This is a genomic window from Paenibacillus plantarum, assembly GCF_013141695.1.
GTDB lineage: Bacteria > Bacillota > Bacilli > Paenibacillales > NBRC-103111 > Paenibacillus_E > Paenibacillus_E plantarum.
Map to the genome: position 1 here is coordinate 1 of NZ_WHNY01000040.1, position 25576 is coordinate 25576.

Annotated in this window: 26 protein-coding genes and 1 other annotated feature; of the genes, 7 read left to right on the forward strand and 19 right to left on the reverse strand. The window is 42.7% G+C overall.

Annotated elements, in window-relative coordinates; all coding sequences use genetic code 11:
* Nucleotides 1-49: 49 nt before the first annotated feature.
* Nucleotides 50-409, reverse strand: coding sequence for a hypothetical protein (locus GC096_RS12180; RefSeq protein ID WP_171630499.1), 360 nt, complete (start codon nt 407-409; stop codon nt 50-52).
* A gap of 327 nt (nt 410-736) precedes the next feature.
* Here GC096_RS12180 and GC096_RS12185 point away from each other — a divergent pair, with 327 nt between their 5' ends.
* Together GC096_RS12185 and GC096_RS12190 are read left to right on the forward strand one after the other, a co-directional pair.
* Complete coding sequence (locus tag GC096_RS12185; protein WP_171630500.1) at nt 737-1168, forward strand: DUF1641 domain-containing protein; 432 nt, start codon at nt 737-739, stop codon at nt 1166-1168.
* 21 nt (nt 1169-1189) lie between these two features.
* Entirely contained in the window at nt 1190-2371 is a 1182-nt protein-coding gene (locus GC096_RS12190; RefSeq protein WP_171630501.1) for an NAD(P)/FAD-dependent oxidoreductase, read from the forward strand.
* Between the two features lie 73 nt (nt 2372-2444).
* Here the strand turns inward: GC096_RS12190 and GC096_RS12195 are convergent, their stop codons facing one another.
* From GC096_RS12195 to GC096_RS12215, 5 genes are all read right to left on the reverse strand, one after another.
* Nucleotides 2445-3431 carry a CotS family spore coat protein gene (locus GC096_RS12195; protein WP_171630502.1) on the reverse strand — a complete coding sequence of 329 codons (987 nt, stop codon included), beginning with the start codon at nt 3429-3431 and terminating at the stop codon, nt 2445-2447.
* A gap of 109 nt (nt 3432-3540) precedes the next feature.
* Complete coding sequence (locus tag GC096_RS12200; RefSeq protein ID WP_171630503.1) at nt 3541-4686, reverse strand: GerAB/ArcD/ProY family transporter; 1146 nt, start codon at nt 4684-4686, stop codon at nt 3541-3543.
* A 31-nt stretch (nt 4687-4717) separates the two neighbouring features.
* Nucleotides 4718-4927 (reverse strand): hypothetical protein, encoded by a 210-nt coding sequence (locus GC096_RS12205; protein ID WP_171630504.1) that lies wholly within the window; start codon nt 4925-4927, stop codon nt 4718-4720.
* Nucleotides 4928-4953: 26 nt separating this feature from the next.
* A complete protein-coding gene (locus GC096_RS12210; RefSeq protein ID WP_171630505.1) occupies nt 4954-6135 on the reverse strand; it encodes a Ger(x)C family spore germination protein in 1182 nt (393 codons plus the stop codon).
* Nucleotides 6136-6152: 17 nt separating this feature from the next.
* Entirely contained in the window at nt 6153-7655 is a 1503-nt protein-coding gene (locus GC096_RS12215) for a spore germination protein (protein WP_171630506.1), read from the reverse strand.
* 277 nt (nt 7656-7932) lie between these two features.
* Between GC096_RS12215 and GC096_RS12220 the strand changes: the two genes are divergently transcribed.
* Entirely contained in the window at nt 7933-8151 is a 219-nt protein-coding gene (locus tag GC096_RS12220) for a hypothetical protein (RefSeq protein WP_171630507.1), read from the forward strand.
* A gap of 19 nt (nt 8152-8170) precedes the next feature.
* Here the strand turns inward: GC096_RS12220 and GC096_RS12225 are convergent, their stop codons facing one another.
* The 5 genes from GC096_RS12225 to GC096_RS12245 all read right to left on the reverse strand — a co-directional run bounded on the left by GC096_RS12225 (nt 8171) and on the right by GC096_RS12245 (nt 12874).
* Complete coding sequence (locus GC096_RS12225) at nt 8171-9187, reverse strand: Gfo/Idh/MocA family protein (protein WP_171630508.1); 1017 nt, start codon at nt 9185-9187, stop codon at nt 8171-8173.
* A gap of 143 nt (nt 9188-9330) precedes the next feature.
* Nucleotides 9331-9969, reverse strand: a complete 639-nt coding sequence (locus tag GC096_RS12230) for a class I SAM-dependent methyltransferase (RefSeq protein WP_171630509.1) — start codon at nt 9967-9969, stop codon at nt 9331-9333.
* Nucleotides 9970-10375: 406 nt separating this feature from the next.
* On the reverse strand, nt 10376-10561 hold the full coding sequence (locus GC096_RS12235; RefSeq protein ID WP_057313821.1) for a twin-arginine translocase TatA/TatE family subunit: 186 nt from the start codon (nt 10559-10561) through the stop codon (nt 10376-10378).
* 34 nt (nt 10562-10595) lie between these two features.
* On the reverse strand, nt 10596-11804 hold the full coding sequence (locus tag GC096_RS12240; RefSeq protein WP_171630510.1) for a ZIP family metal transporter: 1209 nt from the start codon (nt 11802-11804) through the stop codon (nt 10596-10598).
* A gap of 20 nt (nt 11805-11824) precedes the next feature.
* Nucleotides 11825-12874, reverse strand: a complete 1050-nt coding sequence (locus tag GC096_RS12245; RefSeq protein WP_171630511.1) for a multicopper oxidase domain-containing protein — start codon at nt 12872-12874, stop codon at nt 11825-11827.
* Between the two features lie 365 nt (nt 12875-13239).
* On the opposite strand from GC096_RS12245, the gene GC096_RS12250 reads away from it, so the two are divergent.
* Together GC096_RS12250 and GC096_RS12255 are read left to right on the forward strand one after the other, a co-directional pair.
* Nucleotides 13240-13413 carry a hypothetical protein gene (locus tag GC096_RS12250; protein ID WP_157257061.1) on the forward strand — a complete coding sequence of 58 codons (174 nt, stop codon included), beginning with the start codon at nt 13240-13242 and terminating at the stop codon, nt 13411-13413.
* 73 nt (nt 13414-13486) lie between these two features.
* Nucleotides 13487-13825: a hypothetical protein gene (locus GC096_RS12255; RefSeq protein WP_171630512.1), complete on the forward strand. Its 339-nt coding sequence runs from the start codon at nt 13487-13489 to the stop codon at nt 13823-13825.
* A 51-nt stretch (nt 13826-13876) separates the two neighbouring features.
* Here the strand turns inward: GC096_RS12255 and GC096_RS12260 are convergent, their stop codons facing one another.
* A complete protein-coding gene (locus GC096_RS12260; protein WP_171630513.1) occupies nt 13877-15076 on the reverse strand; it encodes a CapA family protein in 1200 nt (399 codons plus the stop codon).
* Nucleotides 15077-15208: 132 nt separating this feature from the next.
* Nucleotides 15209-16921 carry an arginine--tRNA ligase gene (gene argS, locus GC096_RS12265; RefSeq protein ID WP_171630514.1) on the reverse strand — a complete coding sequence of 571 codons (1713 nt, stop codon included), beginning with the start codon at nt 16919-16921 and terminating at the stop codon, nt 15209-15211.
* A gap of 52 nt (nt 16922-16973) precedes the next feature.
* Nucleotides 16974-17196 (reverse strand) — a binding site (T-box leader).
* A 204-nt stretch (nt 17197-17400) separates the two neighbouring features.
* Between argS and GC096_RS12270 the strand changes: the two genes are divergently transcribed.
* Nucleotides 17401-17553, forward strand: coding sequence for a hypothetical protein (locus GC096_RS12270; protein ID WP_171630515.1), 153 nt, complete (start codon nt 17401-17403; stop codon nt 17551-17553).
* A 443-nt stretch (nt 17554-17996) separates the two neighbouring features.
* Here GC096_RS12270 and GC096_RS12275 read toward each other — a convergent pair whose 3' ends face one another.
* Both GC096_RS12275 and GC096_RS12280 read right to left on the reverse strand, forming a co-directional pair.
* Nucleotides 17997-18332, reverse strand: a complete 336-nt coding sequence (locus GC096_RS12275; RefSeq protein ID WP_171630516.1) for a cupin domain-containing protein — start codon at nt 18330-18332, stop codon at nt 17997-17999.
* Nucleotides 18333-18345: 13 nt separating this feature from the next.
* On the reverse strand, nt 18346-19008 hold the full coding sequence (locus GC096_RS12280; protein ID WP_171630517.1) for a hypothetical protein: 663 nt from the start codon (nt 19006-19008) through the stop codon (nt 18346-18348).
* 114 nt (nt 19009-19122) lie between these two features.
* Here GC096_RS12280 and GC096_RS12285 point away from each other — a divergent pair, with 114 nt between their 5' ends.
* A complete protein-coding gene (locus GC096_RS12285) occupies nt 19123-20238 on the forward strand; it encodes an AbrB family protein (RefSeq protein WP_171630518.1) in 1116 nt (371 codons plus the stop codon).
* Between the two features lie 21 nt (nt 20239-20259).
* On the opposite strand, the gene GC096_RS12290 is transcribed toward GC096_RS12285, so the two are convergent.
* Genes GC096_RS12290 through GC096_RS12305 form a run of 4 tightly spaced genes read right to left on the reverse strand, consistent with a single transcriptional unit; the run spans nt 20260 to nt 25518 of the window.
* The gene (locus tag GC096_RS12290) at nt 20260-20808 is read right to left on the reverse strand and encodes a GNAT family N-acetyltransferase (protein WP_171630519.1); all 549 of its coding nucleotides are present in this window, start codon (nt 20806-20808) and stop codon (nt 20260-20262) included.
* Nucleotides 20798-21508: an aspartate/glutamate racemase family protein gene (locus GC096_RS12295; protein WP_171630520.1), complete on the reverse strand. Its 711-nt coding sequence runs from the start codon at nt 21506-21508 to the stop codon at nt 20798-20800. The genes GC096_RS12290 and GC096_RS12295 overlap by 11 nt, the downstream gene beginning before the upstream one ends.
* Nucleotides 21509-21527: 19 nt before the next feature.
* Nucleotides 21528-22091, reverse strand: coding sequence for an MOSC domain-containing protein (locus tag GC096_RS12300; protein ID WP_171630521.1), 564 nt, complete (start codon nt 22089-22091; stop codon nt 21528-21530).
* Nucleotides 22092-22137: 46 nt separating this feature from the next.
* A complete protein-coding gene (locus tag GC096_RS12305) occupies nt 22138-25518 on the reverse strand; it encodes a DUF4132 domain-containing protein (protein WP_171630522.1) in 3381 nt (1126 codons plus the stop codon).
* Between the last annotated feature and the right edge of the window lie 58 nt (nt 25519-25576).

Below are 25576 nucleotides of genomic sequence, written 5' to 3' on the forward strand. Positions count from 1 at the left end.
CGAAGGTTCGCGAATTTCACAATAACAAAAAAGAACCCCGAAGGATTCTCTAATCACTGCTATTTGTCCCACTGTCACTGCTGCCACCACCACCGCTATCGTATCCGCCACTACTGCCACTGTCTGAACTCCAGCTACTTCCGCTGTCTGAACTTCCTGAGCTACTATTGTCACAATTCGCACGATTGTAGTCCGTTGATGTACCATTCGAATCGTAATTATGTTCTGGTTGATTGTTATTCAACTGATGCTGACTTTGATTATCCATTAGCATGGGATTGATGGTCGTCGTGTGGTTGTTGAAATTCGACTGAGACCTGCGGTTCCCACCACTTGAGCCTGCACCTGGTATGACAAGTGAAGCAATGATGCCAATTATAGCGACTAAGATAAATATCCCAAATATCATCGTGTACATCCTTCCTCATTCACAACATATTTTACAATTATTGTATTCGCTGTTAATAAGATAAATCCTTTGCAGGCTAACTTTTAACTACATTCTCGTTAGCAAACCGTGTAGATACATCAGAATTCAATCATGTAATGAACAGAAAGGGATGCCCTACGCTCAACGTATATAGCATCCCTTCCTTATTCAAGGTGCAAACGGTCCTATTTGTGTACAAATATAGGATTTGTTCACCAATTTGAAATATCTGCCTTTATAAATTTATTGTCAAAAGGTGTAGAATAATGTAATACGTTTTTTTCTAGACAAAGGAGGATCTGTCATATGTCACAGACATCAACTGTTCAAGAAGTACCCGTTTCACTTGTAACTGAACCCAAATCATTAGACGTACTTGACCAATTACTGAAACCCGAGGTGCAAGAATCGTTAACACTTCTGGTAGATAATCTCCCTAAACTAGCTGAAATGGTTAACATGCTTACCAAAGCTTACGATTTCGCACAAAACGTGGCGACGGACAAAGTACTCATTAATGATTTTGCCCAAGGTATTGGGGAGTTCGTTAAGCCCGTACAAGAAAAAGCAAAAAACATCGCATCGGCAGCTATTGAAGCTGGTGAACGGTCACAAACTGATGTTAGTACAACCATCGGTCTATTCGGTATGTTGAAAATGCTGAAAGACCCTGAAGTGCAGAAAACACTTCGATTTGCTCAAGCATTCTTGAACGTACTCGCTGAACGAAAAAATTAATCCGGACAAGGGATGGTAACGATGGCTAAACAAATATTAATTCTTGGCGGCGGGTACGGTGGTCTCTTGACTGCATTAACTGCTCGTAAACATTTATCTGCTTCAGAAGCTAACATTACAATCATCAATAAATTCTCAACGCATCAAATCATTACCGAGCTACATCGATTAGCTGGCGGCACAATTAAAGAACAGGCCGTTGCACTACCTCTTCAGAAACTTCTTGGCGACAAAAATGTTAATATCGTGGTTGACACGATCCAAGAGATTAAGCCGAATGAGAAACAAGTCCTTACAAGCAGCGGTGCTGTACATAAGTACGATGCGCTAGTTGTTGCACTTGGTAGTGAAACGAACTACTTCGGCATTCCTGGATTGGAAGCGAACAGTTTAATTCTGAAATCAGCTTCTGACGCTAACCGGATTCGTACTCATGTTGAAGCTCGCTTGGACGCTTATAAAGCTTCTGGGAATAAGGCGGATGCAACGATTGTAGTTGGTGGCGGTGGTTTAACTGGTGTTGAGCTTGTCGGTGAATTTGCAGATAAGCTACCTGAAGTTTGCCGTGCTAAAGGCATTGATTTCAATGATATCTCCATCTACTGTGTGGAAGCAGGCCCAGCCATTCTTCCTGTGTTCCCAACAGTACTCATTGAGCGTGCTGTCACAAGTCTTGAGAAGCGTGGCGTTACCTTCTTGACGGGTGTTGCGATCACTGAAGCTACGAGTAATTCAGTTTCGTTGAAAAGCGGGCAAACGATCGAGGCGAGCACGATTATTTGGACTGGCGGCGTCAAAGGCAACCAAGTTGTCGGCAGCTGTGGGATCGCGGAAGATCGCGGCCGCGCTACGGTAACTTCGACACTACAATCCACATCACACGAGGATATCTTCTTGGCAGGTGACTGCGCGGTTGTATTCCCTGAAGGAAGCGAAAGACCATATCCTCCAACTGCTCAACTTGCTTGGCAAATGGGTGAGACGGTTGGTTACAATTTGTCCGTTCAACTTAAAGGCGGCGTTATGGATAAATTCGTACCTGTGTTCTCTGGAACTCTAGGTAGCCTTGGCCGTAAAGATGGCATTGGCACAATCGGCGGTAAGAACACACAGTTGAAGGGCTTACCTGCTTCACTTATGAAGGAAGCAAGTAACGTTCGTTATCTTTCACACATTCATGGATTATTCGCTTTAGCTTATTAATAAACACAGATGCCTCGCAGCCTATATGGTTGGTGAGGCATCTTTTTTATTCTCATCGCATTGTTGATCGTTGCTATTGGTTGAGATACGACTCGATCATATATTGCGTTTTTCCCATGTCTTTCTGCAATAGTTCATTGATTTGATTCACAGTCATATGGTTAAATTTGCCCCAAATCAGATTGCGGCACAGATTGTGAGGAAACGCCAAATCCAGATAGAGCAACTTCATTTCTCGCTTAGACAACGTGTTCCTTTTCAGATAAGCTCGCATGACCTTAAGAAAAGCATGATGATTCCAAGCTCTCGACTTCTTGATCATGGCGTATAACAATCGATTGATGTCCCTGGAAGGCAAATCAAATCGAACAAATTCCCAATCAATCATATAAATATTCCCTATTTCATCCAGTAATATATTTTGAGTATGAAAATCATGATGGCTTATCACTACATCAATGTGAGTTTCCCCACAAACATTACAACACTCTTGCTGCCTAACATTCTCTTTTACAAATTCACCCGTTCTCATGTAAAAATCAACATAGGCTAACACAGCTTTGCGCCAGGGTTCATCCACACATGCATTCACATCTCTCCACTTACCCAAAAAATGAAGAGCTTCTTTATACTCTTGCTCCCAGTTTGTCCCCCCAATTCGGACTAGATCTTGGGAATATTGATACTCCTTGGAAATCGCATGCATCCTCCCCAGTAAATCAGCTAGCCGAATTACATGTTCTAAGCTACTCAGAGGATACGGTACGGCACAAATCCACTCCTGGAGGACATAGAAATAGCCTTTATACCTTACGTAATTCTTGTTCTCATTTGTCTGATACACGCTTGGAATGTTAATGCCGCGGCATTTAAGAAATTCTTCAGTTTCCAATATAAATTGCAAACGGTACTCATCCATGTTCATCCTTTTCAAAATAAAGCTGCCTTGATCTGTTGTGATTTTCATGACATAAGAACGTGAAGTGTTACGAATGCGTTCAACCTGTTTGATTGACAAATCATAATTGATCGCTATTTCTGCGAGAAGCCCTTTCCCCATCTGCACCACTCTCTCAATATAGTAGTTCTAGATAGTTTATGTTCCTTGTCCAGAAAGGCATGGTATGAAAGCGGAGCACTCTTTGCTCATTTGAGAGATAATAGAACCATCACGATTCCGTCAGCAACTCAGTGTCGTTACTTGATCCCTTTTTACGTTTATCTCGGAGATCAAAGATATAAAACAAAATGAGCACCAATGTGGGAATCACGACACAGAAAGTAATGTCGAAATAAACATAGTAGGACTCAAGAATCGCATTATATTCCGTAATATTAGGCGTACCCACAACTGTTCCCACGAGCAGCAGCATACCTACCGGTATGGTCAGCATATGACTCTCCTTTAACTGAAATAGTTCTGCAAGACCTGAAGTTAACGAGAAAAAGAGGAGTAACGTTTTGTAAAACACCGATATGAACCATAGAAAAGCCATAACAGCTTCTAACCGCTCCAAAAAATGACCAATCGTAATTTTCTGTGCGAGTACGAAGGTGGGATAATATTTCGTTTCCATTAAATTGGGTCCTAACACAAGGACACACAGGATCACAATGATAAATAAAATGGCACCGCCGATTGCATAACCTATAAAGATTGGTTTGGTTAGTGATGTAGAACCGATTACATTGGATACAAGCATAAGTAGTACAATCATTTCTGTAAAAGCAGTTACAAAAGCCAACATTGCTCCCCGCCCAATCACTCCCATTCCTTCTGCTGCAATAGGTTTCAAGTTTGAGAATTCCACTTGCGGCAGTAATAAAACAAAGAGAACTAGGAATAAGAGCATAAATACTGGAAATAGCAGTTCTCCCATTCGTGCAAACGCTTCAACACCATACCTGTAGGCGATAATAATGACCAAAATGAATACAGCGATGATCGCATTAATAGGTGTTTCTGGCATTAATTGCGTTGTCATAAACTGACTCATTTCACTTAACAATGTTAGCGAACACATATAGAATTCGAACAAAAATAGTACGATGATTACACTACCAATCCAAACCCCCAGATTCAGCCTTAGGAGATTAAAGAGTCTCCGCCTACGAAGTTTGTTTGCGATACCCGCAAAAATACCCGCTGCTACGAATCCAAGGAGTATGGCAAACAACATAGACAACCACGCATCTTGTTTGGAAGAAGCTGCGAGGATCGTCGGCATAATTAGAATCGAATCCCCAATTACGCCAAGAATGATCAAAATCGTAAACTGGCGTACCGATATACTAGCATTGTTAAATGTGTTCATAGGTACCTCCCTGTCACTGCATCCAACCCAGTTAACCCACCCAACCGAACATCCAAGCAAGAATTTTGAATGGATTTGGAATTACAAGTTGTAATGTAAGCAAAATATACAACACGCTAGCAATTAATAGGAACATAATGAAAATAATAAGCTCGCGTCTATGATTATGACGTATTAGCTTAGGCGCTTCTAGCCAGAATGTACCTGCGGCTAACGCAAGAACAGTAAATACAGACGCCATTCCTGATCCAATCCTCTCTACCGCTTCTATTGCATAGTTGTATTCCCAATGGTACCGGTTTTTCTTATAAACAATTCAATTTTATATTGAACAATGGTTTGCGGAAACAAGTCATCATTCCACGTTTCTTTAACTTCTTTCCAATACGCAGGCTGATCCTTACCGAGTTGATTACCGAAACCAATGATATCCGATTTCATTTTCTTCGCTCGAGCAACGGTCGCTTCCGCATTTGACTGTATGATTTGTTTGGTTTCTTGCTCTAGTTGTTTGATTGTTTGAGGATCTGTCAAATCGATATTTCTGCATTGTCTATCCACGATATTTGCTTCCGCACGAATGGACACATCTATCTTAGGTTTCCCGTCTTGTACGCTTGCTTTTAACTTAGAATCCGAGGATGTAATTTCAATTCCCGTATATCTCTGCTCACCACAGGCAATCTCGATAGATGTGCTATCTAAATTGTTGGTGATATCCGTATACCCTTTACTTTCCTGTTCATTTAACCAACCAATTAATTTGTCATCTTTGAAAACTGCAATCCCCGTGTAGCGGAATCGGCTAGGCGGCTGAAAATATTCTACATTCGTTTTCGTGTCGCCAATGGCCGTGTCACCAATTAGTTTGATACCTGTCAACGCGAGTTCGAAGCCTTTACCAGACAGCTTATTCAACGCTTCATCCATCGTCATGGCAACAGTCGGCGCCCATGACTTTTGTGAGGTTTGTAAGGATTGCTGCATACTATAACTAGGTAATTTCTCGACAGGTGTAAATAGTTTCAACATATTCTCTGCCATATCGCCTCTTGCTACAACGATATTAAAGTCCATTCGCAATTCATTATCACGGACTGAATTATCGAGAATATCTTTAATCCCCCGCTTCGCCAATTCCTCTCCAATGATATACATCTGCAAATGTCCCATGTAGACTTTCCGTGGTGCCTCCGCAGTTAATGACCTGGCTGCCTCAAATAGTGTCTTCCCTCTACCTTGATAGAGCGTGCTAGGTGGCCGATCTCCCCCTCTTCGCTGGGCAGATATTTCACTTGGATTAACGACTTGAAAGGACACCAAATATTCGCCATCCTTCCAATCCACACCGACGCCAAGGACAATAAGCAGCTCATTTAATTCACGTCTGCTCCAACAGCCTGTTAGCATGAGTAAACAAAGAATCAAGACAGTTAATTTATATTTCAACCTAAAGCGCCTCCCTGCTAACGCTTTCGTATTCTTTCGCTGCCTTCATCTAGTGATGTCTCAGGACGCTTAAACATAAGCCATCTTGGTAAACGAACCAGCGAATCCTCTAAATCTGCTTTGCGGAATGGTGAAAATGGAGACATAAAAGGCTCTCCGAAAGAACGAAGAGCACACAAATGAAGTAATAACACAAACATCCCCATGGCAATCCCGAATAATCCAAAACTTGCTGCAGCTCCCATAAATACAAACCGAAGCAGACGCACTGGAATCGACATGCTATACGCTGGCAACGTAAATGTTGAAATGGCCGTAACTGAAACGACAATTACCATGGCTGCTGAGACAATTCCCGCTTCTACCGCAGCTTGTCCGATGACAAGTGTGCCAACAACAGATACGGCTTGTCCAATGGCTCGCGGCATACGAAGGCCCGCTTCTCGCAAAATCTCGAAGGTCAACTCCATGACTAATGCCTCCACGAATGCGGGCAACGGCACCCCTTCACGTTGCGCCGCCAGTCCGATTAGCAGTGAAGCTGGCAGCATATCGCGATGAAATGTCGTTATTGCGATATAAATGGATGGCAATAGCAAGGAAATGAACACTGTGCTAAATCGAAGAATCCGAAGCAGAGTTGCATAATAGGCTCGTTGATAATAGTCCTCTGCTGATTGAAAAAAAGTAACGAGCTGCGTAGGTACCAGCAAGATATTAGGTGTACCATCTACGAGAATCGCCACCTTTCCCTCTAATAACTGGGCCGCCGTGGAGTCTGGGAGCTCAGAATTATAAACAGTTGGAAAGAGTGAAAATTTATTATCCTCGATCAATTCCTCGATATATCCGCTATCCAAAATACTATCGATATCAATAGCTTTTAATCTAGACCGAACTAGTTCGATTACGGATGGCTTGGCGATCCCGTTAATATACATGATCGTGACGCCGGTTTTCGTCATCCGACCCATGGATATCGTCTCCAGCCACAGTCTAGGGTCTTTAATTTTACGTCTGATTAACGCCGTATTGGTGCGAAGTGTCTCGGTAAAACTTTCTCTAGGACCACGAACGGCCGTCTGGTTGGTGGATTCAGTGACATCCCGTCCCTTCCATTGACGTATGTCTGCGCGATACGCGTGATGCTGCTGATTAAATAAAATAATTGCTTCGCCTGAAAGTAAATTCTCATACAGAGCTGTCATATCTGCAACGGTTTGAATGGAACCTAATCCTGTTAACAGTTCTTTGGCCAATGTTTCTGTATCCAAACTGTCTCCATGTGCGTCCTGTGCGACATTCCTTACCATCATTTTTAAAACATCGAAAATATACATATTAATAGCCAAGGTATCGGAAAGTCCATCGATATACACAACTGCAGCTGCTACTTTCAAAGTGCCATCATCTTGTATCTCTCGAATGATGACATCGTCGCTGCCGCCTAAATCCATCATGATTCGTTCAAGGTTTATTTCAACATTCGGGTCAATAGGAATCGTTGCATCATCTGGCATGATGTGTATCCCTCCTTATTCTCATCCCTTCCCCATTATGACCATTTGAATTGGTAGATAAACCGTGATGGATGATTTGGCCAATTCTTGTTTGGAACAGCAAAAAGCCGTTACCTAAGGGTAACGACCAGAATTACATAGTACAATAAGAACATATCTCGCCAAATTCGCATGTCGTACATAACTGCGAATATACTCAAGTAATAACTGAACGAATAGAAACGGTATTGACGATCCAACCGCCTTGCGGCGGCGACCGAAGGGGAGGGCGATATTCATGATGATGACCTTGACATCCGATGGAGATCTATTTACAGCCGCGCTATCTCAAACAACGGTATCCGTGTGGCAAACAGATGAGAATGGTGTTTTCTGTGAAGTCGATCGCGGAATCATTGAAGAGTTCACAAGAATATCCATTCGTATGAGTACGATCACTGATGAGATTGCCTTCTATTTCCGTGACGATGGAACGGAGTTTCGAGCTGAAACCTAGAACCAGTTCTACCTGGTTGTTATAGATAACTAATTCGTTTCCCTGATCTAGCCGATTCGTACACATCCATGACGAGATTGAACGCCTTAAAGCCTTCCGGTCCATTCAAACCGTAGCTGCGATCCGATAAGAGATGATCATAGAAATCAGCAATTTGAGTACCATGACTGATTCCCCAGTACGATTTGGCCCCAAGATTCGTCGTTTCTGGTGAAGTCAGCATCGTTTGCACACCATCAATCACCCGATACAACGTATCACCCGTGAGTACGAGTTTCCCTTTTTCAAAGACAAGCTCAATCTCAACAGGGGAATTTATCCCATACGCGTTCGTTGCATAGAAAATAGCCGTTGCTCCGCTTCGATATGTAAGGTGTGCATGAACGGTATCTTCTACTTCAATAATTCCCTCAAGGGAATCCGTCGACATGGTTCCTTTAATACTAGATACTTCGCCGCCTATCCATTGCAGTAAATCCAACGTATGAATAGACTGGTTAATTAGGACGCCACCGCCTTCTGTGGCCCATTTCCCTTTCCACTCTGTTTGATAATAGGACGCATCTCTGGACCAAGTGACAATTCCTTTGAGACAAAGTAACTTCCCTAATTCACCGGATTGGGCGGTTTTCTTCATGATTTGGGAGGCCGGATTATATCGGTTTTGGAAAATAACGCCAAGCTGTACATGCGGATTCGCTTCTGCTGCACGTAACATCGTTAGTGCGGCTTCTTTCGTTTCAGCCATCGGCTTCTCTGTAAGAACATGCTTACCCGCATGAAGTGCATCAACCGCCATTGGCGCATGCTGGTAATGTGCCGTACATATGTGAACGACGTCAATATCTGGATTTTTCAACATTTCGAGATAATCGGTGTAATACGCACAGTCATACGTTTCAGCTGTTTGAGCTGCTAATTCGGCGTTCGTGTCAACTACGGCCACTAGTTTCGCTGTCGGTATTTGTGAAATAGCTTTCAAATGTAAGCCGGAAATCGCCCCGCAACCAATAAGTGCAATGCCAATCTGTTTCATTGGAATCCCCTTTTCTGCTTCGATATTATGGTCCAACTTGATGATACACATGTATATATTAGAGGTTCGCTCATCCTGCACCAAATCCTTTACGATCCTGCATGCGGAAATTGACCACTTATTGCTTTATCATGACTTTCCGCTTACCAGCGTGGTTTCAACGCAATTTCCCACAGCATCTTCTTTTTGGTATATCGATCCATTTCATACTCCTCCATATGCAGGTAAGTCCATTTTTCTTTATCAAAAAATCGTTCTATCTCTTCGCGATCAAAAAACCTTCGGTAAATCCCTTCCGATTCCATTAAATAGCGATCTGTCGTTGGCATGACATTTCCCTTATTACTCATTTCATTGGTTGAATTCAACCTGCATAGTAAAATACCTTCTGTTTTCAGCACGTTATGGAGATCTCGGATGACTTCATGTGTAGTCGCTTCATCGAAATAATGAATACTGAGATCAGCAATTAGGACTTGTACAGAATCTTTTGGAAAAGGAAGACCCTCCGTCATATCCAAACAAAGCGTTTGAATATCTGGAAGGAATGACTTCAATGTACGAATAGCCTCTTCGGAGATATCACAAGCGATTGGCGAAAGTCCGTGTTCTACAAGATATTTGGCGTTATTACCGACACCACAACCGAGATCAACAATAAGATCTGCATCGCTTGTTGTCGATATGTATTCTTTCCAGTATTTGTCCAACCAATTATCGAAAGTTGGTTTGAGTCCGAGCCTTTGATATGATTTATTCCAATAGTGTTCTAGTGATTTCATTACTTTGCTCCATCAGTTAGTCGTTTTTCTTTCTTAACTCGCTTACGGTATATACTGCCATATATACTACTGCAACGTGCAGTAAAATCCAAGGTATGAATGATAGAATATAGCCCCCACCACCACCACTGCTACATATTAAATGGAAAATCTACAGTTAAATTTCACCATTCCGAAGTTTATGAAAGAATAACTGGATAACCTACATCTAATTCCGAGGTTATTCATCGAAAATACAATTATGAGGATGATTAACGACATAATTCCCATTTATTTTCATATTCCAGCGCAAATGGAGGAAATTAGATGTACCTTTTACAGCTAATGGGTTAAGAGTATAAAAATAAGCCGCCCAGAAATGTAGCTCACGCTACCACTGGACAGCCCTTTTGTTATCTCATCAAAATTAATGTGTATCCTTCTGCTTATCTTTCGTCTCTTCTTCTTCCAACAAACCCTTCGTTCCTTGTCTAAACTCCTTGATGGTCGTTCCGAAAGCACGACCTAGTTGCGGAAGCTTCGTTGGTCCGAATAAAAGTAACGCAACACCTACGATTACAATAAGACCTGGTATGCCAATTCCTGATAGCATGTGAGTCACCACCCTTCCCCATCATTGTGAAACTTTAAAATTTCACCATTAACGCAGTTACATACATGATCAAAATCCCAGCTGTTAGTCCACTGAAGTTTAACCAAGATACCGGAGATAAACCTTTTTTCTCAGATTCTTTCAGAATCATTTTCGAAATAACGTAAATGACCTGCAGAATCGCACCCGCACCGATACCGAAGAAGAGTGCAGCTAATGTATCGTTAAATATGAAGCCACCCGCCCATGTACCTATTATAGCAGGTCCGCCGGCGATTAATGCTAATTTGACAAATGTCTTCCACGTTGGGCGATCTTTCAGCAGTGGCGCTGCAATACCTACGCCCTCTGTAATGTTGTGTAGGGTGAAACCAATGATGAGGAAAGTCCCTAATGCTGCCTCCCCCACTGCAAAAGCAGAACCGATCGCAAGACCTTCTCCAAAATTATGAAGCCCGATGCCTGTTGCGATTTTGTTAGCTACACGTTTGCCAGCATATGTTTCACTACTTAACTTACGCTCATTTGACTGGTCGACAGCGATCAGGAATAAACAGCTCAGCAATGCACCGAACCATACTAGCCCTGAGCCTTGGAAGACGCCAGGCGCTTCAGCAGCCATCTCAAAGCCTTCGCCAAAGGTATCAATGACTAGGAAGAACAACAGACCAACGGTCAGTGCAAGAATCGCGTGCATGCCTCTAACCGAGAATCTACGAAGAAATGGATACCATAATAGGCCAAGCCCTACGGGAATTACCCCCACATAGAAACCAATTAACGCGTATTGCCAGAATAGCTTCCCATTCGCTTCAGGCGTAGCAGCAGCCACTGCCACTTCACCTACGAAAATCAATCCATTCGACGTGATGAGTTTCACTTCATGCGGATCTCCTTGAACCCACGGATATGGAATATGAATCATGCCTCGTTCGAATCTTTTTAACGTATCACTAGGTGAGAAAGAAGCATTCCAAAATGCGCCATCAACGACGACTTGAGCGATGGTTACTTCTTCTGGCCCTGAGTTCAGTACTTTCACTTGAATACCGTCATCATTTAGTGTGATTTTTTCGACATTCAAGACTTCGATCGGAGCAGCCGGTTCGTTCTCAATCCCGGTACCTACTTTGGCAATCGTTGTAATAATGGCTAATAGCAAGATCAAGGGCAGAAGGCCCCAAAGAATAGCTTTTATTTTAGAGGAAGATGTTGGCTTACTGGTTTGATTATTGATACTCATATCGTACGTCGCCTCCTTTCTTATTCAGCAATGAAGAATCCCATCCAACCTAGTTCAGCAAATTCGCTTTGATGCGCATGAAACATGTATCTCCCAGGTAGAGGAAACACAATTTCCAGAATCCCACGTTCACCCTGGCATTGCATTATGGTATCGGTGTATGCTGGCCGAGCCTCAGGATCTGCCCCCGTTGCGTAATAGTTGAAAAAGTTCGCATGAAGATGAAAGGAATTTATTAAATCAAATTCAGTCAGATTGCTTAAGTAAATACGTACTAGCTCCCCTACCTTCACTTTAATCGGTTCCTGCTGATAGGCAAAAGCGTAACCATTCACTGTGTAGATTTCATTTTCCCCGTCGAGATCCAGGTCATAGCCATTCATCAGCATGTTGAATTCCTTGGCAGCAGCTCTTGGCTTCTTCGGGTCAATGATGAAATTGCCATAGAGACCTTTATGGATATGTCTGGCTAAGGGAGCCACATGGCAGTGATAAACGTGCATACCAGCTGGTTTGGCTTCAAATTCATACGTAAACGAATCCCCAGAAAGTACAGATTCAAGTCCATCCATATTCGTTGGGTGCATGCCATGAAAATGAATGGAATGTGGATGCAAAGTCCCATTGGTAAATTTCACACGAAGGACATCGCCTTCGGTACAACGGATTGTAGGACCAGGTATCGTCCCATTGAACGTCCAACCAGGAAACTTGATACCCTTCGCAATTTCTACATTAGCCTCATAAGCTGCGATCTCATATTCCCTAAGTGTTCTACCGTCAGGAAGCTTACTCACTTTGCCGTAATCAAAAGCGGTCAGCGCATGTTGCGCCGCTTTGAAACCTTCTGTTACTTCGGTGCTTGGCACATAGCCATGCTTCATACCCTCATGTAATTGTTCTTTCATCGCATGGTGAATATCATGTTTATCTTGCGCTTGTGCGATCGGTGGCCTACCGAATAACGAGGACGGATTCAATAAGGCACTCCCTATCACTGCAAACGCTCCTGTCGTTCCTAACTTCAAAAGATTACGTCTCGATAGCTTTTTATCTGGTTTCTGAAACATCGCTATGACCTCCTATTATAAATTGCTTGTTTACAATTTTTTTTACCTAGGGAAACATTTTGGGTAAAAATAAAGTTTCCAGTGGGACAAAAAGTTTACCAAAGGAAACACCGTGTTTTAACTATATGCGGAATGGTCGTGAAAGTAAACCTATTTGTTAAAAAATTCTAGACAGCTCAATAAAAACTGGAGCCAATACCAGGCAGACATCTGCTTATTTCATAAAATCATATGCGATTTCGACAAAAGTAGTCTTATTCTCATCTACGGTTTGACAAATATTTTCGCCTAGTGAATTTATAATAGAGTTAGGTTTGTTAGTGAGGTTCTTAACTATTGTGTAACCATTTGGGAGGATGATCGACATGGACGAGCAGTTTATTAAAAGATTACACACACTTAATCGTCGCGATTCATTAAGGTCTTTGCTGCTTATCGAAGGTGTTCGCCTCACTCTCAGACGTAAAAAACAAGTAAGCTTGTTCAAGAGACTTTTTAATCGCAAAAAGCAAACCATAACTGCAAAAGGGTGGAAATAACGAACAGAATGATAAATGATAGGGTATTTCTCGCTTAACGCGCCCTTTTATAGTAGAATGATGACTCAGCTACATGAAATGGATACGGGGTGTAGGAATGGCCATTAGCTTTACGAAAACAATTGTTATACAGTTAACAAAAGAAATTGCTGACCTTGAAAGCAAACAGGTCAACGCGAAGAAAAAGAAAGAACAAGCCCAAGCCAAAATTAATCAGATTCAGCGAGATATGAAATTAAGCCAGTCACACAGTGATTTGAGCAGCAAAATGTCACGCGTGAATAAATTGAACGAAGAGATTAAGACTTGTGATCGACTACAAAGAGACATCGCAAAAGAGTTAGTAGCCAAGAAAGCTGCTTTGAAGTTGAATCTCGCTAAAGCGACTCCGCAGGATGAATCCTCATCGTGATGGAATGCAAAGCAAAACACCGCCCTGGTTAGGAGCGGTGTTTTTGATTTCTCACATTGATGACTTAATGACCAGTTCGGGCATATTCGATCTCATATGTTTTATTATCATTTCATAGTGAGTTTTAGCATGAATGAGTTGTTCATTGGTTAACCTATCCATTGCAATAATTTGAAAATGACGTCCTTGCTGGCTATACGTGTAGGTTGGAAGAAAGCCGGGTTTCATGAGCTCAATCTTAGTGGTATTCTCTTTGGTGGTTTTCAACACGTCAATGGTTGCCATGCCACCTATTTGCTTATATAAGTTGATTTGAGCGGATAGAAAGTTGCCCAGCGAATAAACAACAAAGGCTCGATGCCCTTGCTCCCCTTCTACCCAAGCAGGCGGTTGTAAGACATGCGGATGGTTCCCAATGATGATATGAACCCCCATGTTGGCTAGCTTTTGAGCAAGACTTGTCTGACTGGCATCCGGAAATCGTTGATATTCGTTCCCCCAATGGAGTGCAACCACAATGACATCCGACAATTGTTTGGCTTGTTCCACATCCGTACGAATTTGCGAATCATCGATCCGATTGACCAAGAACGGCTTACCCTTCGGTGTTGATATCCCATTCGTCCCGTAGGTGTAACTTAAGAAGGAGAACGTGATCTCATTTCGCTTGACCGTCCGTATATGTTCCCGATCGTTCTGGGATTTAAATGCACCCGTGTAGGGAATCCCAAGGGTATCCCAATAGGTGAGCGCGCTTTGAATGACCTTCTCGCCTCGGTCTAGTGCATGATTATTGGCAACCGTAACAATGTCCACCCCTGCTACTTTCAGAGCATCTCCAATTTCGTGAGGGCTGTTAAATGCAGGGTACGTGGATAGACTCAGCTCCTTGCCACCAATCATCGTTTCTTGATTAGCAACAAGAATATCTGGTGCTTGTAATAAGCTCGATACCCCCGCGAAAATGTGATTAAAATTATACGTCCCATCTTTCTGCTTAGCATCGATATAAACTTTATCATGGATGAGGATATCCCCGATTGCAGCAAGCGTCACCTGAGAGACTTTGCTTTCTGATGCTGCTTGTTCCTTTGGAGTCGAATGATAGGGCTGTATCGGTGGAGAAGATATCTGGACAAAAGGGGTGACTTGCTTCGCTTCCATGTTTGGATCTTTGGGCGTAGCCGTACTTCCTAAGCATCCGCTTGCCAATAAGAATGTCGAAACAATCGCAGCAGTTCGCTTTAACACGACAAACCAGCTCCTTAAAGGTCAAACCTGTATTGCCCAGTAGTATTCCCCCTAAGAAAATCTCTCATGAATGAGGATTTTTACCAATTCATTATTGAACATTTTAATTAACAGCATTAATGATTAATGTCATTAAATTTCATTAGGAGCTTGTAAACCGATCAGTTTCAAGCCATTACGCAACGTAATTTGAACGCATTGGACCAGTGCTAGTCGTGCTTCACGTACATGTACATCCTCTACTAGGATATAACAAGCGTGGTAAAAACGATTAAACGCTTGAGCGAGATCAATGAGATAACGCGATACGATCGAAGGCTCCAGCTTTACCATGGCCTGCTCTACTCTTTCCGGAAATAAATAGAGCATTTTCACAACCGCCATGGCCTCTTTATTTTGCAAATTGGCACCGTCTACCTCGTATGTTTCCTTCGCATGCCAGTCAGACGATATCGCTTTCTTCAACACACTGCATGTTCTTGCATAGGTGTACTGCACGTAGGGCCCCGTTTCACCATCGAAATTAAGAGCTTCCTCCCACGAAAAATCAATATCTTTAATTCGATTTGCACTCAAATCATTAAATATGACGGCTCCAATCCCAACCTGCTCAGCAACTATAGCTTTATTCGCCAAGTTTGGATTTCTTGCTTCGATGACTTCCCTTATTTTCTGAATAGATTGTTCCAGCACGTTCTCCAGTCTAATCACATTCCCCTTACGTGTCGACAAGCTTCCCCCTTCAATGCTCACACGGCCAAATGCGACATGCTCAAGTTTGGAGGACCACGTATAACCCATTAATTCAACAACCTTAAACAACTGCTGAAAATGAAGATTTTGAGCATAATCCGTCACATAGATCAATTTCTCAAATGCGTAATTATCCGCTCTATATATAGCTGCCGATAGGTCACGCGTATGATACAGGGAGCTGCCATCTTTCTTCAGCATTAATGCTGGTGCCATGCCATAGGCATCTAACCTTACTAATAAAGCACCCTCATCTACTTCCACAAGCTGCTTCTCCTTCAGCTCCTGAATGACAGGCTCCATCTTGTCATTGTAGAAGCTTTCCCCCTGAAAAGTGTCGAATTGAACACCTAACAGCTTATAAATCTTCTGAAATTCATTGAGGCTTATCTCCACAAACCACTGCCACAAAGCTAGTGCGTCTTGATCACCGTGCTCCATTTTCGTAAACCAAGATCTAGCTTGATCTTCTAATGTTGGGTCTTGCTCAGCCTCCTCATGAAATTTCACATACAGATCGAGAAGCTCATCGATAGCTCTCTCGTTTACAGCCTCCTTGCTACCCCACAGTTGGTAGGCAACAATCAGCTTCCCGAATTGTGTTCCCCAATCGCCTAAATGGTTAATCCCCACGCAATTGTATCCAAGAAAAGCGTGGATATGATATAACGCATTACCGATTACCGTGGATCTTAAATGACCAACATGGAAGGGCTTCGCGATATTCGGCGAGGAATAGTCGATCACCACCGTCTTGCCTTGACCCAACTTCTGAGATCCATAGCGTTCTCCAGCTTGGCTGATATGATCAATAAGAGACTCAGCAAACGTAGACTTCTTGAGAAAAATGTTTAGATACCCGGAAACGGCATTCATCTCGTCGATGTGCTCGTCTTCTAGGGCTGTTTTTAACTCTTCAGCAATGACTTGTGGTGATTTACTAAGGGTCTTACTTAGTCGGAAGCAGGGTAAAGATAGATCCCCTTGATCCGGATTCGCTGGGTATTCCATCCATGCCATAATGTCCTGGGCCTCGAAACCAGTAAGTAACGATGTGATTTTCCCTGCAAAATAAAGCTTATAATTTAACATAGCGTGTCTCTCCTATCTTTTTCTAGAAAATATAAAAAGCCCCCGTCTCTATAAAAGAGACGAGAGCTGAAACATTCCCGCGGTACCACTCTAAGTGTTAAACCTCTGGTTTAACCCCTCTGTTTCGTAACGGTCGTAAGACCGGATTTACCTACTCCCATTTTCGGCAAACCATTTCCTGGGTCCGTTTCATTCTTAACATCCGTACCGGCTTACACTGACCCGGCTCGCTGTGACTGTCTGTTAGGAATTACTGTCCCATTCATTAATATTTCGATATGAATTTTTCAATATCTTACAAGGGATCCAAGGGAATGTCAAGCCCATATTCGTCGACATACACTGAGCTTGAAGGTTACAGGCGTGTACGAATATCCGAAGATCCATAACTTGTTGCCAAAAAAATTAGACTTCTTCCCCTTTCAAAGCATTTACAATTGTAACCATACTGCATCAGAGGAGGGAAGATAATAATTAAATTGAAAGTTCGACTTATACGTCAATGGCGCAAAAAAGCCAATCAATTCAGCTTCAAAAACACAGCAGCGTCAGACGTCAGCCGGTTGAAAGTAGGCGTTGCAGCTGATGCAACTGGCGTCTACTATATGGATAATGTTTTTATAAGTAAATAAGAGTGAGGCTAGATAAGTGCATGGCTGTCTCAGCCCGAAGGTGCCAGGTTCTTGTGAGATAGTCGATTATTTCGACTATCTCAGCCCAAAGGCACCAGCTTCTTCCGAGTTAGTCGATTATTTCGATTATCTCAGCCCGAAGGTGCCGGGTTCTTGCGTGTTAGTCGATTATTTCGACTATCTCAGCCCAGAGCCGCCGAATTCTTGCGAGTTAGTCGAATTTTTCGACTATCTCAGACCAGAGCCGCCGAATTCTTGCGAGTTAGTCGATTATTTCGACTATCTACACCGTCCTTTATGGACTATTTCCGCATTGGAGCACGATATCTCTGCACCACGCCAATGTTACGGAACGTAGTTCCCTTTCGCAGCTGCTGTGCTTCCGCCGAAACGTTCACCTCACTAAAAAAGACACCCCTCAGGTGTCTTTTTACATTCGCACACTATTTATTGGCGTGTTCTGCAGGCGAAAAGAAAACTAAAGTAGTTAAATCTTCCGTAATATCAAAGAATCTATGGTCCTTATGAGCCTCTACGAATAGAACGTCCCCTTTGCTTATTTGTGTAATTGTATCTCCATTCTGAAACGATGCTTCACCTTCAATGATGAAATAAACCTCATCTTCTGTATGTGGTTTTTGTTTATCCAGTTCACCTTTATTCAATTTATATAAGCCTACACTCATTGACGATACCTTTAGAAATTCATAATACGCATTGTTTTCTACTTCTTTCAACTCATTAAGATGATTTCGTAAATCCATTAATTTAAAATTCACCGCACTATCCTCCTTATTCCTTCAAATCCCCCACATAATAAGCAAACACTTGATCTATCGGTTTAAAATACAAATGACCATCCTCTTCCCATGGCTGAAAATGCAGATCCATCCGCGAATCGTTCCAATTCTCAGGGGTCCCTTTCGTGCTTAGACGCCCAGTCACAACAGGCTCCTCAATGACTTTGGGAAATTCTTGATACCCGAATAGAAGGTTCTCATGCATCGCAATCATTTCATACTTTTCCCCATGGAAAGCACGTTCCTCTTGCAGCTGATAATGATAATAGATGTAACTGCTCATCATCTCAGGCTTCAAATGTGCAACCCTTCCCACCCGGGATAACACGGGCTCTTTTCTCAACCAGTGCTCAGCGCTTGCAGGCTCATTAAAATGAAACACATCAATCATCAAGATCCACTTCCGAGGTTGTGCCTGCCCAGGCCATTCCTTCAAAAAAGGGACAGCAGCTCCAGCCACTTCATCAGGTAACACCTCTCGGCTCATGCACTCATAGTACAGGAATAGATTGTCCCGCCAGACGAAGGCTGCAGCTGTCATTAGCTCACCTTGGGCTACCAGCAATTGTGCTTGTTTGTCTAGTTCTAGTGCTTTTACACCTACTTCCTTCATCCCTGTTTGCCATTCCGCACGATACATCCTTCTTAAAATCACAATGAATTACCTCGACTTTCCGTGTTGGTTTTAGCCTTACATGTGACCTATTTGAACGCATAGTAGAACTGTGCTAACATAAGTACAGTTCTGTCAAGGTGGTGAATTGGATCCATGGCAATAAATAAGATTTCCTTAAATAAACCCATGAAGCTGTTTGTAGCTCTCATTACTGCCCTGTTAGGTGGTTACGTGTTCCAACTTCTACATATTCCCATCCCATGGCTGCTTGGCCCGATGATCGCGGTATTGATTGGTTCCAATGTGTTCAAAGAGCGATATGCATGGCCTACCCCGATTAGAAATGCAGGACTCATCATTGTCGGATACACGATTGGTCTCTCCATGACTGCGACAGCTTTACATGAAATGGCGATTCAACTGCCTTCCATGCTGCTCATGACACTGCTTTTAATGCTACTCTGCGTATTACTTGCCTACGTCATATCCAAGCTATCTCGGATTAACTTCAAAACAGCATTGCTCGGAAGCATACCTGGCGGGCTTACTCAAATGGTTATTTTGGCTGAAGAGACAGAGGGTATCAATTTAACTATCGTGACCGTTTTACAAGTCATTCGCCTCATGATGATCGTTATCAGTGTGCCGTTACTGGTGTTTAGTCCGATTATGGGTAATCAGCATACCGCCCAAACTCTGATTCAATCGGTAACGACAACGACTGCAAGCTGGGGTGCCCTATCACCGAAGATCTTCATTTTCGCCGTAGTCAGTATCAGTTGCGCACTTCTAGGTCATAAAATCAAATTTCCAACTGCCTTCTTGCTCGGTCCTACCTTCAGTACGGCAATCATTCAACTCCTTGGGCTTCATGGACCGGCACTGCCAACAAGTCTAATTAATGCAGCACAGATCATGATTGGTATCCAGGTAGGATTAATGCTCAAACCAGCCCAACTCAACAACAAAGTTCAGATCATTTCGCTTTCAATTGGCAGTAGTCTAGTGCTTCTTCTAGGCTCATTTGGACTCAGTTTTATCTTCATGCAGCTGCATGCCATCTCCAAATCAACGGCTTTACTCAGTCTCGCGCCAGGTGGAATGGACCAGATGGGGATCATCGCTCACGAGATTAATGCTAATTTATCCGTCGTTGTTGGCTATCAGTTATTTCGCACTTTTTTCATATTCTTTGCGGTACCCCCACTATTACGTATGCTATTCAAATATAGCGCAACCAAAAAGATTATCAGAAATAGCCCCTCCTAATCAAGGAGTGGGCTATTCTCATTACCCTTTTACACGATAGGCTTTCTCATGATACTCGGTAATATAATCGAACAATTGTCTCCCGTCCTGCTGTTCGAACGCCCCAAAGCTCATATACATAGCCCGATAGGTTTCAGGAACCCATATATACGTGTGCACATAATCGGTCAAATGAAATCCGGCTTTTTCCCAGAATCGAATCCGATCCGTATTTTCCTTGGAAGTTTCCGCCTCGACCTCAATGACGATGCCCAGGCATCCTGCTTCGTTCTCTGCCCAATTTCGAATGTCACGCATACATGCCAAACCTACACCATGGCCTCGCTGCTCTTGGAGAACCGCAATATAATCGATAATAAGAATTCGTGCTTTGGTATTCAACGCGGTAAGAGCCATTGCAACCACATCTCCATCAAGGCTCCAAGTGTGCATCATACAAATCCCTCTTTCGAACATGCTTCGAATGAGTGCACGATTTTTTCTACCATGTTCAGGAAAGGCTTCATTGTATACGTGCTCCGCTTTCTCCCAAAGCGCTTCATCCCACCGTGTCGTTATCTCATAAATCATGTTCAACATCCCTTAATGCAAAATCAACCGCATATTCAGCATGAATTTTCGTTGTGTCGAATAAAGGAACCGTCGCATCTTGCTGAGCTATTAATAGCGTAATTTCCGTACAGCCCAAAATAACTGCTTCTGCTCCTTCATTAACTAAATCTCGGATGATCTCTACATAGGATTGCTTGGAATCCTCCTTTATCGTTCCGAGACATAACTCTTCGTATATAATATCATGAACAATTTTCCTCGAGTCTGCAGGAGGGACGAGTACTTCAAGATCATATTTGTCTATAAGTCTTCCTTTGTAGAAATCTTGTTCCATCGTAAAGGCTGTGCCGAGTAAAGCAACTTTCTTAATTCCAGCTTTTACGATTTCTATGGCAGTAGCATCCGCAATATGTAGCAACGGGATCGATACGGCGTCTTCAACTTCTTTGGCCATCTTGTGCATCGTATTCGTACAGATGACGATGCAATCCGAACCGGCAGATGCCAGTTTTTGAGCGGAATCGATCATGACACTTGTCGCTTCTTCCCATTTACCCTCATGCTGAAGCGTCTTGATCTCATGAAAATCCACCGAGTACATGAGGCTTTTGGCCGAATGATGCCCACCTAATTTTTCCTTTACCCGCTGATTGATGATTTGGTAATAGAGCAAAGAGGATTCCCAACTCATACCACCAATTAATCCAATTGTTTTCATCCCGATTTCCTTTCATTCTCTATACTCGTTCGAGCGGACGATAGGGCTCTACAGGTAGGATAACGCGGATTTCGTCTCCAACTCGAACTTCGCCACCAGATAACACGATCCCCATCACTCCTGCCTTTCGGATGAGGTTGCCATTTGCATCATGATCCAATACGGCTTGCAACAGCCCCGTCTGGAAATGATCGATTTGCGCGCATGGATTGCGGAGTCCAGTAATTTCAATGACAGCATCCACACCGATGGTTAGCTTTGTTCCAGTTGGCAGTCCAAGTAAATCTATGCCACGTGTTGTAATGTTTTCACCCAATTGACCAGGCTCTACATGAAAACCTGAACCTTCTAATTCGTCGAATAACTCCGAATGAATGAGGTGAACCTGGCGAAGATTCGGTTGATTCGGATTTTGCGCAACACGAGAGCGATGCTTTACCGTCGTTCCCATGTGTGCATCACCTTCCACCCCTAGTCCAGCCAGGAGCCTAATGCCCTCGAAAGTCTGTTTACTAAAAGAATGTGTTGCATAACGACTGGTTGACAGAACTTCTCCAATTTGAGATTCATGGTTTATGGCCATTCCTAACTCATCCTCTCCGATTTGAAAAACTCTTTTCAACCCTATTTTACTTCCAATCTTCCACAAAGCCAACTCGTGCTGACAACGCTTGATCTACATCATACAGAATTTCGCTATAAAAATAATTTGGAATATCCGATGGGCGTATCAACTCTTCCTCTTGGATGTTACTGTAAATGTAAGGGCCCCTCTTCACTTTACCTGCTATATAAAAGACAAGATCATATACCGTCACAGTTTCATCCTCATACCCTGCCGAAGTTCCACTAAAGGTTAAATTCACGCCAACCCCAAGGTGTTCATTCTCTTTGAAAAATTCATCATAACCTCCCCCATCTACGATGGAGCCGCGCTGCCAACCAGCCTTTGTTAACTTCCCTAGTAACGAGAATCCATTTACTTGCACGCCACCAAAGTGCTCAATACGCAGAGATTCACCTTGCTCAGGTCTAAACACCTTACGATCAAGTTGTGCGACAGGCTGAGTAATCTCAAGTTTTTCCAACTGCTCTCTCCATAATTCAAGGGAAGCTTGTTTCAATTCTAGCGGGTGACTAAGTCGAATATAGCTATTCTCTTCCAGAACAACTACACAATGATCCGCAGAAATATAACTCCCGTCATCCAGATAGAGGAAGGTATTCTGCAATTCTTTCCCCTCCGTATACGTCCCCCATATTAAAGAGCGTGCAAAGAAATGTAAGATGGCATTCTCTTTAAAAAGCGATTCCCACGCTTGCTTCGTCCAATATCGCCGCGTAGACATCGCTTGTTCTAAGCGGATAGTGATGGAATCCTTAACAAGCTTCAGCTCTTTCTTCAACTGTTTGAAGTCATCCATTGCTGATTTAATTTGCTTTCCATCCTCATGTTTCCTTGGCGTCGGCAAGGATTTGTAGGTATTGCCTCCTGCATCCTCAATTCGGATTTCCAACTTATTCGTAAGTATCAGCTTCAGCTCTGAATCGCCAAATTGGAATACTTGCTGACCAGTCGAATTGAAACCTAGATTAGAAATGATGCGGTCGGCAAGTTCCTCTGGATCGATATCAAGTTCTTTAGCAGCTTTAGCTAAAGCTTCCAGAGCTGTTTTCTTTAATTGCTTAAACTTGCTCTTTCTAGCCAATTGATCAACAATAAGTAAGCCAGAATTCTTCTTTGAAAGCACTAATGCTTTCACTGTGTCTGCCGCTAGAGCTATTCTCGACTCTAATGGCCACTTCAGAATACAAGAGTGAAGTTGGTTAATCGATCGCTCATCGCCAAACATGGTCGCAAAAGCCATAATCCATTTCTTTTGAACTTCGGCACCTGATTCTAGCCAGTGCTGTAATAGAGACCAAGCAACTTGAGAAAGGTCCTCTGGTTCCAAATGTTCTGCCACCGACCGAGCTTCCCAATTCATAACGATCTCATTCTGAATGGCATACGTATAGAACAAATATTGGCTAATGACAGGTTCAATAACTTGTTGATTCGCTTTTAATCGGATAAGCGGTAATTCATCAAATGGAATCCAGTCTAGTTGTTGAAGCTTAGCATGTATGAGTTTGGACATGCAATAGGATGCGATATCGTCTTGGCTAATCGGTTCTTGATGTGTGATCTCCGGCTTTTCTTTTAAAATATTTAGAATAAGCATTTTGATTTTTTCATTCTTTTCTGAGTGTAGCAATAGCTCGAGCTCTACATGAGAAGGCTCATCATTCCAGCTGCTCAAGAGTTGCACAGCTGACTCTCTGATTGCAGGCTTCTTATGAATAAGATATGGTTTCACAAAAGGCAAAGCTGCAGGATATTCCCTAAGCAAAGTGATACTGGTATCCCTTACCACTTTATTATCATCCTTCAGATACGTGGAAATGAGAGGTATGTACTTTTCATTATTAGATTGGTAAAGCTCTTCGAGAAGAAACTTCTTCGTATATTTATTATCCTCCGAGTCCTGAAGAAGGGCTACTATGACTTCCCCTTGAACCCGTATATAAGATTTTAAATACTGATATCCTGTCTGGTTGTAGGCCTCATCCCCCGAGGAATGTTGTGCATAAGATTTCGTAACAATCATCGGGAGCAAGATGCTGCTATCACCACCTGCGTTAGTCATTCGATCAGCAAGCTCTGTCACGGTGAATCCTTTATCCGACATCCAGCTGCCCATGATCCATAACGTTTCCATGTCGGCATAAGCTAAGAAACATAATCCTCTGTCGAACATCTCGGAAAGGTTGCGCAGATCCTTCAAATCAAGCAGTCTACGATAATTAGACCCTGTTGAAGTCTCATGTAGATGACGTAAGTAACGTTCAACATCACTAAAAGGGATCTCTCCTCGGAAGTAGGCATGTAATTGAGGATCATTCGGAATTAAGCTTTCCAAATAACTTGCAAATTCCCGAAGAGCTTCGCTTAAGTAAGGCTTCTCCTCATCTTTTTCCCAGACGATTCGGCACAAATGAATGGTTTTCAAACCATGTGACATCTCAATTGCTTTCCTAAAGCTCTCCGGTCGATCAGCGAATTCTTCTCTCAAAACATCATCATAAGACCCGTCACGACTTCCAAGACCAGGCTCAGCCAGGTTAATGAGATAGTGCTCACGAAGAGCTCCAAACTCTTCCAACATACCAGGGATTTTACGTAATTCCTTGTCACGATTATGATAAAAGGCCATTCTACAATTAGTTACAAAAGCATTCGGGTCCTCATTAATCAGCTTTTTCAAGTATTCGAATGCAACACGACTGTGATTCTTAACTGTAACAGCCAAATAAACACAATTTCTCAATTGACTTCTTTTATCTGTATCCAAAAGATCAGCAGAGGCAAGTTGGTGAAAATGGTTTTCAAACCATGCTAAAGCTTCATAATCTTCACCGTTATGCTTGGTTAACAAAGCAGCGATATATGGCTGCACAGCAACATCCTGATCCGGATACAACTTGTGCAATAGGTCAGGCTCGCTTTGCGCCAGTAATTCCACAAATTCCAAGGCATACGACTCTGGATTTCCTCGATAATCGACAAATTTGCTCTTCGCTAGCATCCATTCCCAAACGATGGTGTAAGGAACTTCATATTGGGTGACAAGACGTAAACATCCTCTTCGCCACAAGGCGTCCTCCATATTGAAATCGGCGCTAGTTTCTAGAAAACTGTCCTTACCTATGTGTATAAAAAGTGATAAGTATCTTCCGATCCTTTCAGAATCTACTTTCTTCTTCCTCAACGTTGATAGCAATGCCCATGTTTTGCGACGCTGTTCCCGTTGCAGTAATTTGAAATCTTTAGGGGCTACGCTTACGATCAATTCATCTTTCAAGATGTTGCCTTCTATATAGGCCAAACCTGTTAGAATTTCGCTTTCCGTAAAACCACATGCTTGTAAAACCTCTGTCATTTCGTTCACATAACTTTGTATGATCAATGAGATTCCCCTTTAGTTAGCTAAAATGAAAAACAAGGAGCAGCTGCTAACGCAGATT